Here is a 15,793-nt window from a genome sequence, read left to right on the forward strand (position 1 = left end):
TTCAGAAAGGGTGTTAGGTATGACACAGTCTCAACATGAAGTTGCTTATGGAAAAGGGAGCGTACTCGCTTATCGAACGTATCTTCCTCCTCTTGTAGGAATAAAAGAGATTCCTGAATCGTCTTTTAAAGGAAGGTCCAATATTTTATTCGCGACAAATATACAAGTCAAGGTAGCAGGCGAAGCCTTTCGTCCGTCCTTTTCAGAAGGGGATAATTCGTTAGTTGTGGCAACTGATTCAATGAAAAACTTCATTCAGCGTCACCTGGGGTCCTTTAACGGCTCAACTATGGAGGGGTTCCTAGATTATGTTGCTAAAGCCTTTTTAAATAAATACCATCAAATCTCATCAGTAGAACTTACAGGAGATCTTCTTTCATTTGAAAAGATGGATGTCTTAAATGATGAAGAACGTCTTGCCAGTGAGCTCGTTTTTAAACAGTCAAACAACGAGCAATCTCAGGCTTCTCTCCTCATCGAGCGCACAGACCAATCGTACGAAATAACAAAACAACAAAGTAGCCTAAAAAATCTCCAACTCATCAAAGTACAAGGGAATTCCTTTTCTGGCTTTATAAGAGATGAGTACACTACGTTACCCGAAGATTCGAATCGTCCTTTGTTTATCTACTTAGATATTCATTGGGTATATGAACATGAGCATGATGCGCTTGGGGATCAACCGGGCACATATGTAGCAGCCGAGCAAATTCGAGATCTTGCAGCATCTATTTTTGACCAAACGGAAACAAAATCGATACAGCATTTAATTTATGAAATAGGGTGCACGATTATATCAACGTTCCCTCAGCTCAAACATGTGTCCTTTGAATCACAGAACCACACGTGGGACCTCATTGTAGAAGACATTCCAGGATCAGATGGAAAAGTCTATACAGAGCCAAGGCCACCTTATGGATTTCAGTTGTTTACCGTAACGAGAGAAGATGCTTATAACAGGCAAATACAACAGTCTCAAGAGGGTGTAAGTAAATGACAACAGTAACGACTCATGTTCTTGATTTAACAAGAGGATGCCCAGCCGAAGGGATGCATGTAGAGGTGTACATTCTTGAATCAAAAACGAAGAAACGGCTGATCTCAACTCATCAAACAAATGTAGATGGTCGACTGGATCAACCACTTCTATCATCTGAACAATTTATTGAAGGTGAATACGAAATTCATTACGCCACAGGAGCTTACTTTAGGCACCATCGCTTAATTGAAGAGGACCCACATTTTTCAGAATGGATCGTAACTCGAGTATTTCTGGCAACCGATCAAGCGCACTACCATATTCCACTTCTTGTTTCGCCCTGGGGCTATCAAGTATATCGCGGAAGTTAGGGAAATTGATAGGAGGATTTGGTATGGATGATATACATGTCATGTTAGATCACCTAGATCAACTAAAGTTGCCAGCGTTTCTTGCAACAATTGTTCAAGTAGAAGGTTCGGCCTATAAAAAAGAATCGTCATGTATGTTGATTCAAGGGGACGGGGAGTCATTAGGTTTCATAAGCGCCGGCTGCCTTGAACAGGACCTGATTGAACGTGTTAAACGAGGAGAGGGTTCACAGATAGTCGTTTATGATATGAGTACTGAAGATGACTTATCGTTTGGCGCTAGTGCAGGATGCAACGGCATTATTCATGTTCTACTTGAGAGAATCGATTCTCTTTACCTCACGCATTTACAACGAGTTAAAAGTCTAGTTCAAAGTGGAAAAGAAGTTCTTTTGGTTAAAGACCTTTTATTAAACAGTTATCTATGTATTCCAGAAGGAGAAGAACCGTTTGGAAAAGCATCACATTTGTCTTTTCTTGAGATTGAAAATTTAATCTATCAAGCTAGCTCCTCAGGAAAAATAAGTAATAGAGTGTCCACACATGAAGGCAATCCCATCTTCACACAACAAATCAGTGCGAAGCCACGGTTACTCCTGTTTGGAGCGGGCGAGGATGCGCTCCCACTTGTTAGCCTGGCCGCGGACACTGGGTTTAACGTCATTGTATCTGATTGGCGCCAAAGCTTGTGTACGGTTGAACGGTTTCCAAAGGCGATAAAGATGTTGCACGGATTTCCTCATGAAGTCGTTCAGACATTAGATGTGTGTTCAAATGATTTCATTATCCTCATGACTCATCACTTTGAGCATGATCAAACACTGCTTAAGCTACTTAGGGGCAGGAGACTTGCCTTTTTAGGGGTACTGGGATCAGCTAAACGAACCGCACGTTTACTAGAACAACAAGAGGTGCCAACGGATGTCCGCTCACCTGTTGGACTTTCAATTGGTGCACAAGGTGCTACAGAAATTGCTGTAAGTATTGTTGCCGAGCTTATTCAAATCGTTCGTTCAAATCCATCAGCTGTAAATAAAGAGCTTGTCGGATGAAGATTATTAGCATCATTCTTGCCGCAGGACAAAGTAAGCGTATGGGGCGAGATAAGCTTACTTTGCCTATTGATGGCGGGACCATTGCAGGAAGTGTATTGTCATCGTCTCTCCAATCGGACGTCAATCACACCATTGTCGTCACAAATCCGACCAATCATTGTCTATGGGCCCCAAAAGAGTATAGCCAATCAGAATGGTCGCACAAATGGTCAATCATCGTTTGTCCCGAAGCTTGGAGGGGGCAATCGTATTCGGTAAGAAGTGGAATTGAAGCGTGTGAACAGCTTGCTGCCGATGCAGTCATGATCTTACTTGCCGACCAGCCTCAACTAACTAAAGACGATCTAAACCACATCATTAGTAGCTATAAACAATCTGAGCATCATTTATTTGTAGCTAGCCGTTTAAATGGAATCCCACAACCACCTATTCTATTCTCAAAGCAACTATTTTCGCAGTTTAATGATTTAAAGGGTGATCGGGGAGCGGGTCAATTCATTCGTACTCCGTCACTTTTAGCAAAAGGTACTTTCATTGAAGTAGAAGATTTAATAGATATTGATACCCCATCAGATTATAGGCAGTTTGTTGCAAAAAAAGGGAGCTGAGCGAATGCAAATGGAGGAGATGATCCCTCGACCACCAAGTGTTTGGCTACCTCAAACGGTAGAGGAGGCTTGGCAATACAAAGAAACGTATGGAGTAGATGCTGAGTTTGTTGCGGGTGGGACGTTCATTCAAATGAAAAGAGAAAAGCTAGGTATTCTTGCTCCTCACCTCATTAGCTTGCATCTAATCTCAGCCTTACAAGGAATTGAAGAAACGATAGAAGGTACCATCAGCGTAGGAGCAAATGTCACGTTAAGCCAATGTCTCCATCATCCCCTTTTTATAGAGGGCGCACCACTCGTTGCGAAAGCAATCTCAACCATTGGTGCCCCGGCTATTCGTAATCAGGGTACTCTTGGAGGTAATGTTGTCTACGGAATTGGTGATACGTTGCCTGCGTTACTTGCTTTAGAAGCAACAGTTACCACGTACAATGCAAGCGGGTATTCGACCATGCCTCTAGAGGAGTATTTACACGATGTAGACTCTGCATTGTTAGTCGCTGTTCATATCCCTATTGTTTTAGAATCTAAAAATCAATACTGGTTTTATGAAAAAGTCGGAAGAAGGGAGGCGTTTTTTCCTTCCATTGTTACAGTCGCTATGTGTTTAACATGGGATGATACAAAGACCTTTCAATTTGCCCGGCTTATTGTATCCGGTAGTGATCATCCACCTCAACGATTACAAGCCTCTCAATCGGTCATCGAGGCTTCGGCAATGGGTACTCTAGATTTGGAACAAGTAAAAACAGGCTTGCAGTCAGATATTACTTTTAGTGGGAACGCATTTTCATCAGTTTCTTATCTTCAAATGGTGGCAACGAATTTGTTCTACCATCAGTTTAAAGAGCTTATTCAGTCATCGTAACGATAGGAGGGCATATGAAGATGGAAAAGACAGATATGAGAAATCGAATTCGTCCGGATGGGAAGGCAAAGGTGACTGGTCGTTTAACCTATCTGACTGATCTAAAGATGCCAGGAATGTTATATGGCAAGATCCTGCGAAGCGCTCATGCACATGCCAAGATTCGTGCTATCCATACAGAAAAGGCTAGTCAGATTCCAGGTGTGCATGCCGTCTTAACATATAAAGATGTACCTGGCTTGAATGGGTTTGGAATCATCGTGCCTGATCAGCCAGTTCTCTGCTGGGACCGAGTACGGTATGTGGGAGACGCCATTGCATGTGTCGCAGCTGAAACTAAAGAAATTGCAGCCTACGCGTTAACGTGTATCGAAGTAGACTATGAACCTCTTCCGGTAATCGATACGTTAGAAAAGGCTCTTGATTCATCCTATCCAGCCCTCCATCCAAGTGGCAATATCCTTCATGAAGCTGGTCACACAAGAGGAAATGTAGAAGAGGCTTTTTCAAAGGCAGTTCATATGGTCGAACAAACGTATGAGCTTCCGAGACAGCTCCACGGATATATGGAGACAGAGGGAGGCGTCATTGTTCCTGAAGAAAATGGGGAGCTTACGGTATATGTTGGGACGCAGCATGGCTTTAAAGATCAGTTCCAATTATCGCGAATTTTAAATATGCCTCAATCAGCGATTCGAATTGTCTCATCACCAATGGGCGGATCATTTGGAGGTAAAGATGAGTTGAATATTCAACCCTATGGCGCATTACTCGCATTAGCAACAAAGCGACCCATTCATATTCACCAAACTAGACAGGAATCCATTCGGAGTAGCATCAAGCGCCATCCGATGATTATTACAATGAAAACGGCTGTTGATAAAGATGGAAAGATTCTCGCACAAGAAACGACGATAAAAGCAGATACAGGCGCGTACGCTACGCTTGGCCCAGCCGTTCTTGACTTTTCAGTAGAGCATGCGACCGGTCCTTATGTGATCCCAGCTGTTAAAACAAAAGGCTATTCAATCTTTACAAACAATGGTGTAGCAGGTGAATTTCGAGGGTTCGGTGGGAATCAGGTTACGTTTGCCTTAGAAGGTCAAATGGATCGTTTAGCCCAAAAGCTGAAAATGGATCCGTTCGTTTTCAGACAACGAAACCTTCGCAAAGCGCACGACTTGGGACCACTTGGACAACGTATTGCTGAAACGGATGGTGCAGCACAAGTTCTTAAAGCGATTCACCAGTTGCATCAGAATCAACAAATCACAACCAAATCCCCTACTTCGTATCTTGTCCGAGGCTTTGGAACAGCTATTACAATGCACGGAGGAGGATTAGGCTATGGAAGACTTGACCCGGCTGGAGGGAGAATCTCATTAAAAAGAAATGGAAAGATTGAGCTTGCCTTCGGATTTGAAGAAGCTGGGCAAGGCATTCTAGCAGTCATTGAAACATTGGCATTAGAGGAGATAGGCTGTCATGTAGATGATTTATCGATAGTGATCGGTGATACGGCTCATGTTCCTACTTCAGGATCAACAACAGCATCAAGAGGAACAAGCATGGTGTGGCACGCACTCCAAAAGCTAAAGCAGCCATTTAAAGAGAAGCTCATCTCATGTGCTGCAATAAAAACAGGAATCGATAAAACAATGCTAACAGTAGGTAAACAAGGTATGTGGGTGAAAGGGAAGGACGGTCGACGCCTTACCCTCTCCTATTCCGAGCTTGCTGCTGAATTAAAGGAAGATCTTGTGATTGATACACGCTTTGACTTTCCAACCACACCGGACCCGATTGATTCTGGTCATTTTTTGTATTCGTACAGCGGTGTACTAGCAGGCGTAGAAGTAAATGTACTTACCGGAAAAGTAAAACTAATACAGCTTGAACAAGCAGTGGCCGCAGGACCGATCGTAAACCGGAACGGATACATTGGTCAAATCGAAGGCGGAGGAAGTATGGCTGTGGGTTACACCTTAATGGAAGAAGCTCTAATGCAAGACGGCCAGTATGAGACAACAAATCTTGATACGTATTTAATGCCCGGACTTTCTGATCTTCCTTTTAAGATGAAAACCATTCCGATTGAAGATTTGCCAGAGGATGACCTTTATGGACCGAGGGGTGTAGGAGAAATAGGCACAGTTGGTGTTGCACCAGCTATTGCAAGTGCCGTATACGAGGCCATTGGCGTAAGAATTCACAAATTGCCAATCTCTCCTGAGTTCATTTTACACTCTCTACAGCAAAGGGAGGTGCATACATGAGTCACTCCATTAACAAACAAGATGCAGGTGAGATGACCGTTCACTTTCAGGTAAATGAAAAATACATTCAAAAAGAGATCCAACCAACGAAATTGTTATTAGACGTTTTACGAGAAGACTGTGGAATAACAGGCACAAAGCGATCATGTGGGATTGGCCGATGTGGTGCTTGTGCAGTGCACATTGACGGGAAACTTTCTGCTTCTTGTCTGACGATGGCCTATCAAGTAGAGGGAAGATCAGTCACAACGATTGAGAATGTGGCAACGGGTGAAGAGCTTCATCCGGTTCAAGAAGCGATGCTTAAGCACGGTGGATTTCAATGTGGGTACTGTACACCAGGTATGGTCATGGCTATTGATGCACTTCTTACCACTCATCCACATCCCACTGAGGAACAGATTAAAGACGCGTTGTCAGGCAACCTTTGTCGGTGTACAGGTTACGGTGGGATTATCAGGTCGATTCAACAATTAATAGAGGGGAGCGGGGGACGATAAAGAATCAACAATTAGAAATGTTCATGAATCTTAAAGAAAAAACAGAGGCCAGAGTGAGGCCTTTTTTTCAGCTTTTATATTTGGTTATTCTGTCTAAAGAATGATGCATTATTTGGTGTTATCACCAATGTACTGCTGATTAGAAATCGGTATGATAAATCTAATAGATTAAGTGGAGTGAAGGAGGACGATAACGATCGCACAACTACAGTCGGTTCATCCAGAGCAATCAATAAGTGATTGGATAAAGTGGTTAGCATCCTATGGAAAAACGGATAACGGGGGTGTAACAAGACTTCTGTATTCAGAGTCTTGGCTAGAAGCTCAGCTTGCCTTACAAAAACAAATGATCCAACGCGGATTTACGGTTCGTTTTGATGAGGTTGGTAATTTATTTGGACGTTATATCGGTACAGATGAACCAGACTCCATTATTTTGACAGGCTCCCATATTGATACGGTTCAAGATGGGGGGCAGTTTGATGGTGCGTATGGAGTGCTAGCTAGTTTCTTGGCTGCCAGTGAGCTATACGCAGAGCATGGTCCTCCGAAACGAACGATTGAAGTCGTCTCTTTAGCAGAAGAGGAAGGAAGTCGATTTCCCTTTACATTCTGGGGATCAAAATGGGTGACTGGTCAGAGTGATCTGGAAACGGCACACTCGTTCATTGATTCCGAGGGGGTCTCTCTTCAGCAAGCGATGAAGGATGCTGGATTCGGAGAAAGCGTTGAAACACAGTCCACAGCTGAAACAATTCAGGCATTTATTGAGCTTCATATTGAACAAGGCATTCTTCTTGAACATAAGAAAAAAGACGTTGGGGTTGTGAGCGACATTGTGGGGCAAAGGCGCTATATGATTCAGTTTAGCGGTGAGAGTAATCATGCAGGAACAACACCCATGACGATGCGAAAAGATGCGATGCGATTAACAGCTGAATTTATCACTTATATCACGAATGCGGCCGAACAACTTGATCCCACACTCGTGGCGACGGTTGGTCGTCTAGTCGCCTCTCCGAATGTACCGAATGTTATTGCTGGTAGTGTCGAGTGTAGCTTAGATGTCAGGCACGCACAAACAGGTATCTTAGATCAATTTGAAACGATCGTTGAGCAATTTGAAGAAGTAGCAAAACAAAATCAGATGGAGATGAAACGAGATTGTTGGTTACAGATCGAGCCAGTCCACTTGAGCGATCTGTTTGTTGAACAAGTGTTATCTCATGCAGATACGCTTGGGTTCACGTCTGAACGAATGGTGAGCGGAGCAGGACACGACGCACAAGTTTTTGGATTAACCTGTCCAACATTGCTTTTATTTGTACCAAGTGAAAAAGGAATTAGTCATTCTCCTCTTGAATGGACAGACCCAGAAGCACTTGAAAAAGGACTTAAGCTTTTAAAAGCACAACTTTATTCATTAGCTTACGAATAGGAGGGTATCAATTCATGTATCAAGATTTATCAACTCCCTTGCGAACGATTTTAACACCGGGACCTGTCGAGGTTGATCCGAGAGTATTGCGTGTGATGTCGACTCCAATCGTTGGTCAATTTGATCCAGCATTTACGAAGGTTATGAATGAAGTGATGGAGATGCTGCGACAATTATTTCAAACAAAGAATCAATGGGCTTTTCCGGTGGATGGGACATCACGATCAGGCATTGAGGCCATGCTTTGTAGTGTGATTCACCCTGGAGATGTTGTTCTTGTCCCCGTCTATGGTCGCTTTGGAAATCTATTAATTGAAATCTGCGAACGATATGGGGCGACGGTTAAAGTCATTGAAAAAGAGTGGGGACGTGTATTTGAACCAGCGGAAATTATTGAAGCGATGAATGAGGTTAACCCTGATATTGTCGCACTTGTTCATGCTGAAACATCAACTGGGCGTATGCAACCATTAAAAGAAGTAGGCGAGGCATGTCGCAAGCAAGAGATCTTATTTATCGTCGACGCCGTAGCTTCTATTGGTGGAGCAGATGTTAAAGTGGATGAATGGTGCATCGATGGTTTAATTGCGGGAACTCAAAAATGCTTATCCGTTCCTTCTGGTCTGGCTCCTTTAACCTACAACAAACGAGTAGAAGAACGAATTGCTAAACGCAAGAAAGTAGAACGAGGAATTGCGACAGAGGAAGAGCTTAAAGCGACCAATCAACAGTTTATACGGAGTAATTACTTTGACTTATCCATGCTTCAGGACTATTGGGGACCACGTCGATTAAATCATCACACCGAAGCGACTTCCATGCTTTATGCATTACGTGAAGGATTACGTCTTGTGTTAGAAGAAGGGTTAGAGGAACGTTTTAAACGTCATGCTTACCATGAAAAAGCCTTAATGATTGGCCTTGACGAAATGGGATTAGAGCGATTTGGAGACGATGCAGTTAAACTGCCGACCGTTACATGTATTAGAGTGCCTGAAGGTGTCGAAGCCGATGAAGTGAGACACACCTTACTTGAGATGTTTGGCATAGAAATTGCCAGTTCGTTTGGGCCTCTCCACGGAAAGATTTGGCGAATTGGAACAATGGGATACAGCTGTCGAAGAGAGAACATCCTTGCTGTTTTAGGTGCACTAGAGGGCGTACTTGTCTATTACGGTGTTCCAATAAATAAAGGAAGGGCACTTGAAGCGGCCATTCGTTATTATGCAGAAGAACAAACATAAAGCCAGATTGGACCCGGTCCATTCTGGCTTTTTTGCTAAGATGTTTTTGATAATAAGGGTGCAGGATCCTTTGCAACTGGAGCAATAATCTCGCGTTGCTTAGAGATTGTAAAGAGCACAACCCATATTAAGATGAATCCTGTAAATTGAGCAGCAGTGACACTCTCTTGAAAGACAAGCCAGTTCACAATCATCCCTGTCATTGGAAAGCTTAACTCGGCTAAAGTTGCGACACTTGCTTTTGTATTCGTCAATCCTTTGTAATAAAGAAGCATACTGAACAATCCTGGTAGTAATGCTGATACTAATAGGTTCACGCCAATTAACGTCATACTAACAGAATCACTAGGTAGTGTCCAAGCAGCATTTTGAATGAGCATAATGACTGTAATAAATGGAATAGCTAATACAAATCGTAAGGAAGTGACTGTTTCAAACTTCATTTGCTTTAACAATAACCGACCCATTACAGTTGACCCGCCCCAAAGAGCTGCAGCAGCTAATGAAAGAATGCTTCCCATCTGGATGACTTCATCCATGTGACCAATTGGTAGCGAGAAGCCAAATGTTAAAAAGTAGGTTCCAATTAATGCAACAATAACGAGTGGTGTAAAGTGTTTTGGAAACAACTCTTTTAATAGAATACGTGCGAGTATAATCGCAAATAGCGGCTGCATTTTTTGAAGTAATAAGACAGCATTAATATTTCCGTACGTTAAACCAGCCGTAAATAACAAAGTAGCTAAGGCTGAGCCTCCCCACGAAATAAAAAGCAACGCACCAATGTGACTCTTCTTCAGGCCTTTTAATTCACGACGATTAAACCAAAGAATTGGAATTGTAATAAAAGCAAGTAAGATGTGTTCAATAAACACAATCTGTGCGGATGTTAATGTATCGAGAAGTAACACTCGAAAGAGCGGATTCACTCCCCAGAAGGCAGCGCCTATGACGATAAGCCAAAACGTGTTTTTTGATTTCAGTCCTGTTTGTTCCATTATTCAAACCCCTTTTAGTTTGAATATGGGATCGTTCGTAAGAAATAAAAAAGATGCATGGATCTCGCTTGTTCTGATTAACCCGATCAACTTAGTAGACAATCGGGAATTGAAGTCAGAAAAAGCACAAATAAGCATGCATCTTTAAATAGGTACACTAAAAACATGTGCCTATCTATTATCTTCTCCCATCCGGACTTTAACCGTCGGCTCTGGATTTACACCAGATCAGTCCAAGCTGCAAGCAGCTGGAGTCGCGGGCTTCGTTTATTAAAACGTCACCGCCGGTCAGGAATTACACCTGCCCCGAAGATCCATATTCTTTTTTCATTTCAATAATCCATATCATAGCTCACCTATCAGAATTCGTCCAGTAAAAAGTTTTGCCATTTTTATTCTTTGAAGAAACGGGTATTGATGGTTTATAGAGTATGTGAGTGTCAGACATTGGCTACAATAATGGGGGTACGAACGTTCGCTTTTTTATGTTTATTTCATCTAGTTATGATATACTTGAATATGTGATCATATGTTCGATTAGGAGGCTGGCTTGTGGAACAGAAAGAATTTGAACTTGTTTCTGATTATGAACCTCAGGGTGATCAGCCAGAAGCAATTAAGACGATTGTTGAGAAGCTAAATAGTGGTGAAAAGTTTCAAACGTTACTTGGAGCAACGGGTACCGGTAAGACGTTCACCATGTCAAACGTGATTAAGCAGGTGAATAAGCCAACACTAATTATGGCTCATAATAAAACACTTGCTGGTCAGTTATATAGTGAGTTTAAGGAATTTTTTCCGAATAACGCCGTGGAGTACTTTGTTAGTTATTACGATTATTATCAGCCGGAAGCATATGTGCCGAGCTCAGATACATTTATAGAGAAAGATGCAAGTATTAATGATGAAATTGATAAGCTTAGACACTCTGCAACAAGCTCATTGTTCGAACGTAACGATGTCATCATTGTTGCGAGTGTTTCATGCATTTATGGTCTAGGTTCTCCGACGGAGTATAGAGACCTTGTATTATCACTCCGGGTAGGGATGGAGCTTGACCGAAATGAGCTCCTACGTAAGCTGGTTGACATTCAATATGACCGCAATGACATTAATTTTACTCGTGGTACATTCCGCGTACGTGGAGACGTAGTGGAAATTTTCCCGGCTTCTCGTGACGAGCAGTGTATTCGAGTTGAGCTTTTTGGAGATGAGATTGATCGAATTACTGAAGTAGACGCCCTTACAGGAGAAGTAAGAGGCGAGCGGAAGCATGTAGCGATCTTTCCTGCATCCCACTTCGTTACGCGTGAAGAAAAATTAAAGCGCGCGATGGCAAACATTGAGGCTGAGCTTGAGGAACAGCTTAAAAAAATGCAAGAAGAAGGGAAATTGCTTGAAGCTCAACGCTTGGAGCAACGCACGAGATATGACTTAGAGATGATGGCTGAGATGGGGTTCTGTTCAGGAATTGAGAACTATTCACGTCATCTGACATTACGAGAAGCTGGTGCAACTCCATATACATTGATGGATTTCCTTCCAGATGACTACTTATTAATTATGGATGAGTCGCATGTCACGCTTCCACAGGTTCGTGGAATGTTTAATGGAGATAAAGCGCGTAAAGAAATTTTAGTGAATCATGGTTTTCGTTTGCCATCTGCACTAGATAACCGACCATTACGGTTTGAGGAATTTGAAGAAAAGGTTAATCAAGTGGTCTATGTATCGGCTACTCCAGGACCTTATGAGCTTGAAAAAACGCCGGATATGGTTCAGCAAATTATCCGACCAACTGGATTACTTGATCCAACGATTGATGTTCGGCCGATTGAAGGTCAAATTGATGACCTTGTTGGTGAAATTCATGATCGTATGGCTCGGGATGAGCGTGTATTAGTAACAACCTTAACGAAAAAAATGTCTGAAGACTTAACGGATTACTTAAAGGAGCTTGGCATTAAGGTAAGATATCTTCATTCTGAAATAAAGACCCTTGAGCGAATTGAAATCTTAAGGCAGCTTCGTTTAGGTACATTTGATGTACTAGTTGGGATTAACTTACTCCGAGAGGGTCTTGATATCCCTGAAGTGTCTCTTGTAACCATTCTTGATGCCGATAAGGAAGGCTTCTTAAGAGCGGAACGATCGCTGATCCAAACAATCGGACGTGCTGCACGTAATGCGAATGGACACGTGATTATGTACGCAAACAAGATTACCAATTCTATGAGAGTCGCCTTAGATGAGACCCAGCGTAGACGAACGATTCAAAAGGCATTTAATGAAGAGCACGGGATCACGCCTCAAACGATTAAAAAGAAAGTACCTGAGGTCATTCAAGCAACGTATGCTGCGGAGGATACAGAGGATTATGCTGCATCAGCTGCACCTAAAACAAAGCTAAGCAAACAAGAGAAGGCGGCTATGATCGAGCGTCTTGAAGCTGAAATGAAGCAAGCAGCTAAAGATCTTAACTTCGAACGAGCGGCAGAATTACGAGATGTTGTGATTCAAATGAAAGCGGAAGGGTGAGCACATGGCACAGGAAAATATCATTGTAAAAGGAGCTCGTTCCAACAATTTAAAGGATATCGATGTGACGATCCCACGCGATAAGCTTGTTGTTTTAACAGGCTTGTCCGGTTCGGGAAAATCATCACTCGCTTTTGATACAATTTACGCAGAGGGACAGAGACGGTACGTTGAATCTCTGTCTGCGTATGCCAGACAATTTTTAGGACAGATGGACAAGCCGGATGTTGATTCGATTGATGGCTTGTCTCCAGCGATTTCGATCGATCAAAAAACCACTAGTCGTAACCCAAGATCTACAGTCGGTACAGTGACTGAAATCTATGATTATCTGCGTTTGTTATTTGCTCGTATTGGGCGCCCTTATTGCCCAGACCATGGAATTGAAATATCATCACAAACGATTCAAGAAATGGTGGACCGGTTAATAGGCTTTCCTGAACGGACAAAAATGCAAATCCTTGCTCCGCTTGTATCTGGACGAAAAGGGACACATGTTAAAGTTCTTGAGGATTTAAAAAAGCAAGGCTATGTGCGTGTTCGAATCGATGGAGAAATGCATGAGGTTGCAGAAGAGATTGAACTGGAGAAAAATAAAAAACATACAATTGAAGTGGTCATTGACCGTGTTGTAATCAAAGAAGGAATTAACAGCCGTCTTGCTGACTCTTTGGAAACGGCGCTTCAGCTCGCTGATGGACGTGTGCTTGTAGATGTTATCGACGGAGAAGAGATTCTGTTTAGTCAACATTATGCGTGTCCAATCTGTGGATTTTCGATTCCAGAGCTTGAGCCTCGTTTATTTTCATTTAACAGTCCATACGGTGCTTGTGGAAGCTGCGATGGTCTTGGTACAAAGCTTGAAGTAGATGTTGATTTAGTGATTCCAGATCCTTCAAGAACGTTAAGAGAGCATGCGATCGCCCCTTGGGAACCAATAAGCTCTCAATACTATCCGCAGTTACTTGAAGCAGTGTGTGACCACTTTGGTATTGATATGGACACGCCGGTTGAAAAGCTACCGGCTGCCCAAATGGATAAAATCCTTAAAGGCAGTGGAAAGGAAAAAATCTTTTTTCATTATGAGAATGACTTCGGACGCGTTCGTGAAGGAACAATTGAGTTTGAGGGAGTCTTGAAAAACATTTCTCGCCGTTATCATGAGACAAGCTCTGATTACATTCGTGAGCAAATGGAAGGCTATATGCGCCAAAAGCCTTGTCCAACGTGTAAAGGATATCGATTAAAGAAAGAAGCATTAGCTGTTAAAGTAAATGAAAAACATATTGGTGAAGTAACAAAAATGTCCATTAAGGATGCTCAACACTTCATTACGCATTTAGACCTTACGCCCAAGGAAAAATCAATCGGTGCGTTAATCTTAAAGGAAATTCATGATCGAGCTGAGTTTCTTATTAATGTTGGGCTTGATTACCTGACCTTCTCACGTGCTGCCGGAACACTCTCTGGTGGAGAAGCACAGCGTATTCGCCTAGCTACTCAAATTGGATCTTCATTGATGGGTGTTCTGTATATTCTTGATGAACCTTCTATTGGTCTACATCAACGAGATAATGATCGTTTGATTCGGGCCCTTGAGCATATGCGTGATCTAGGTAACACACTCATTGTTGTTGAACATGATGAAGACACAATGATTGCAGCTGACTACATCATAGATGTTGGACCAGGAGCTGGGGTTCATGGTGGAACGATCACTGCTGCTGGAACACCTAATGAGATTATGAACGATGATCAATCGTTAACAGGACAATATCTATCTGGGAAAAGGTTTATCCCTGTTCCAGAGAAGAGAAGAGAGTTAACGGGACGTAATTTCACTGTTAAAAATGCAACGGAAAACAATTTAAAAAATGTGACAGTCAGCTTTCCACTTGGTGTATTCGCTGCCGTTACAGGTGTATCCGGTTCAGGGAAAAGTACATTGGTTAATGAGATTGTCCATAAGTCACTGGCTCACTCGATCCACCGTGCTAAAGAAAAGCCGGGCGCACATAAAGAGATTACAGGCATCAATGAAATTGATAAAGTCATTGATATTGATCAATCAGCCATTGGTCGAACACCGCGTTCAAACCCAGCCACATATACGGGTGTGTTTGATGATATTCGTGATGTGTTTGCCATGACGAATGAAGCAAAAGTGCGAGGGTACAAAAAAGGTCGTTTTAGTTTTAACGTAAAAGGTGGACGTTGCGAAGCATGTCGTGGAGACGGAATCATTCGTATCGAGATGCATTTTCTTCCTGACGTCTATGTTCCTTGTGAGGTTTGTGATGGAAAACGTTATAACCGGGAAACGCTTGAAATTACGTACAAAGGGAAAACAATTGCGGATGTTCTAGAAATGACAGTAGAAGAAGGCCTTGAATTCTTTACAAACATTCCTAAAATCAAACGTAAGATTCAGACCTTGGTTGATGTAGGGCTTGGCTATATCCGTCTTGGTCAGCCGGCAACGACCATTTCCGGTGGAGAAGCGCAACGGGTGAAGTTAGCTTCTCAACTTCATAAAAGGGCGACGGGTCGTACCCTTTATATTTTAGATGAACCGACTACTGGTTTGCATACAGAGGACATCGGACATCTCTTGCATGTATTACAGCGATTGGTTGATAATGGTGATACAGTTCTTGTTATAGAGCATAATCTTGATGTCATTAAAACCGTTGATCATATTATTGATCTTGGCCCTGAAGGTGGAGATAAAGGCGGAACGATTGTCGCAGAAGGAACACCTGAAGAGGTTGCAGCTGTGTCGGCATCTTACACCGGTCAATACTTGGATCCAATCTTAAAACGGGACAAAGAGAGAATGCGTGTTAGACTCGAGCAAAAAGAATTACAACAACAATCTTAATTCCTTGAAACATTTCTGCCTGAAGCCTCGTATA

General features: G+C 42.5%; 12 protein-coding genes and 1 riboswitch. Of the genes, 11 read left to right on the forward strand and 1 reads right to left on the reverse strand.

Annotation, left to right across the window (positions count from 1 at the left end):
- The first annotated feature begins 19 nt into the window (after positions 1-19).
- From pucL to JNO66_RS10750, 9 genes are all read left to right on the forward strand, one after another.
- Positions 20-997, forward strand: a complete 978-nt coding sequence (gene pucL / locus JNO66_RS10710) for a factor-independent urate hydroxylase (RefSeq protein ID WP_203088231.1) — start codon at positions 20-22, stop codon at positions 995-997.
- On the forward strand, positions 994-1,350 hold the full coding sequence (uraH, locus tag JNO66_RS10715; protein ID WP_203088232.1) for a hydroxyisourate hydrolase: 357 nt from the start codon (positions 994-996) through the stop codon (positions 1,348-1,350). The genes pucL and uraH overlap by 4 nt, the downstream gene beginning before the upstream one ends.
- Positions 1,351-1,373: 23 nt before the next feature.
- Positions 1,374-2,402, forward strand: coding sequence for an XdhC family protein (locus tag JNO66_RS10720; protein WP_203088233.1), 1,029 nt, complete (start codon positions 1,374-1,376; stop codon positions 2,400-2,402).
- The gene (locus JNO66_RS10725; protein ID WP_203088234.1) at positions 2,399-3,013 is read left to right on the forward strand and encodes a nucleotidyltransferase family protein; all 615 of its coding nucleotides are present in this window, start codon (positions 2,399-2,401) and stop codon (positions 3,011-3,013) included. The genes JNO66_RS10720 and JNO66_RS10725 overlap by 4 nt, the downstream gene beginning before the upstream one ends.
- Positions 3,014-3,017: 4 nt before the next feature.
- Positions 3,018-3,884, forward strand: a complete 867-nt coding sequence (locus JNO66_RS10730; RefSeq protein WP_203088235.1) for an FAD binding domain-containing protein — start codon at positions 3,018-3,020, stop codon at positions 3,882-3,884.
- Between the two features lie 20 nt (positions 3,885-3,904).
- Positions 3,905-6,160: a xanthine dehydrogenase subunit D gene (gene pucD / locus JNO66_RS10735; protein ID WP_373367165.1), complete on the forward strand. Its 2,256-nt coding sequence runs from the start codon at positions 3,905-3,907 to the stop codon at positions 6,158-6,160.
- Positions 6,157-6,660 (forward strand): (2Fe-2S)-binding protein, encoded by a 504-nt coding sequence (locus tag JNO66_RS10740; protein ID WP_203088237.1) that lies wholly within the window; start codon positions 6,157-6,159, stop codon positions 6,658-6,660. Before pucD ends, JNO66_RS10740 begins: the two co-directional genes overlap by 4 nt.
- 232 nt (positions 6,661-6,892) lie before the next feature.
- Positions 6,893-8,098 carry a Zn-dependent hydrolase gene (locus tag JNO66_RS10745; protein ID WP_308807440.1) on the forward strand — a complete coding sequence of 402 codons (1,206 nt, stop codon included), beginning with the start codon at positions 6,893-6,895 and terminating at the stop codon, positions 8,096-8,098.
- Positions 8,099-8,112: 14 nt separating this feature from the next.
- Positions 8,113-9,342, forward strand: coding sequence for a pyridoxal-phosphate-dependent aminotransferase family protein (locus JNO66_RS10750; protein WP_203088238.1), 1,230 nt, complete (start codon positions 8,113-8,115; stop codon positions 9,340-9,342).
- Positions 9,343-9,377: 35 nt separating this feature from the next.
- On the opposite strand, the gene JNO66_RS10755 is transcribed toward JNO66_RS10750, so the two are convergent.
- Positions 9,378-10,340 carry a DMT family transporter gene (locus tag JNO66_RS10755; protein WP_203088239.1) on the reverse strand — a complete coding sequence of 321 codons (963 nt, stop codon included), beginning with the start codon at positions 10,338-10,340 and terminating at the stop codon, positions 9,378-9,380.
- Positions 10,341-10,516: 176 nt separating this feature from the next.
- Positions 10,517-10,658: riboswitch (FMN riboswitch) on the reverse strand.
- Between the two features lie 234 nt (positions 10,659-10,892).
- Between JNO66_RS10755 and uvrB the strand changes: the two genes are divergently transcribed.
- Both uvrB and uvrA read left to right on the forward strand, forming a co-directional pair.
- Positions 10,893-12,878: an excinuclease ABC subunit UvrB gene (uvrB, locus tag JNO66_RS10760; protein WP_203088240.1), complete on the forward strand. Its 1,986-nt coding sequence runs from the start codon at positions 10,893-10,895 to the stop codon at positions 12,876-12,878.
- Between the two features lie 4 nt (positions 12,879-12,882).
- Positions 12,883-15,759 carry an excinuclease ABC subunit UvrA gene (uvrA, locus tag JNO66_RS10765; protein WP_203088241.1) on the forward strand — a complete coding sequence of 959 codons (2,877 nt, stop codon included), beginning with the start codon at positions 12,883-12,885 and terminating at the stop codon, positions 15,757-15,759.
- Positions 15,760-15,793 lie beyond the last annotated feature (34 nt).

The sequence above is a fragment of the Alkalicoccobacillus gibsonii genome (assembly GCF_016798245.1).
Taxonomy (GTDB): Bacteria; Bacillota; Bacilli; order Bacillales; family Bacillaceae_D; genus Alkalicoccobacillus; species Alkalicoccobacillus gibsonii.

What these genes read in the sequence shown, in the direction of transcription:
- pucD (WP_373367165.1), top strand. Translation starts at nt 3,905, where the DNA reads ATGGAAAAGACAGATATGAGAAATCGAATTCGTCCGGATGGGAAGGCA.
- JNO66_RS10725 (WP_203088234.1), top strand. Translation starts at nt 2,399, where the DNA reads ATGAAGATTATTAGCATCATTCTTGCCGCAGGACAAAGTAAGCGTATG.
- JNO66_RS10730 (WP_203088235.1), top strand. Translation starts at nt 3,018, where the DNA reads ATGCAAATGGAGGAGATGATCCCTCGACCACCAAGTGTTTGGCTACCT.
- pucL (WP_203088231.1), top strand. Translation starts at nt 20, where the DNA reads ATGACACAGTCTCAACATGAAGTTGCTTATGGAAAAGGGAGCGTACTC.
- uraH (WP_203088232.1), top strand. Translation starts at nt 994, where the DNA reads ATGACAACAGTAACGACTCATGTTCTTGATTTAACAAGAGGATGCCCA.
- JNO66_RS10720 (WP_203088233.1), top strand. Translation starts at nt 1,374, where the DNA reads ATGGATGATATACATGTCATGTTAGATCACCTAGATCAACTAAAGTTG.
- JNO66_RS10755 (WP_203088239.1), bottom strand. Translation starts at nt 10,340, where the DNA reads ATGGAACAAACAGGACTGAAATCAAAAAACACGTTTTGGCTTATCGTC.
- uvrA (WP_203088241.1), top strand. Translation starts at nt 12,883, where the DNA reads ATGGCACAGGAAAATATCATTGTAAAAGGAGCTCGTTCCAACAATTTA.
- JNO66_RS10740 (WP_203088237.1), top strand. Translation starts at nt 6,157, where the DNA reads ATGAGTCACTCCATTAACAAACAAGATGCAGGTGAGATGACCGTTCAC.
- JNO66_RS10750 (WP_203088238.1), top strand. Translation starts at nt 8,113, where the DNA reads ATGTATCAAGATTTATCAACTCCCTTGCGAACGATTTTAACACCGGGA.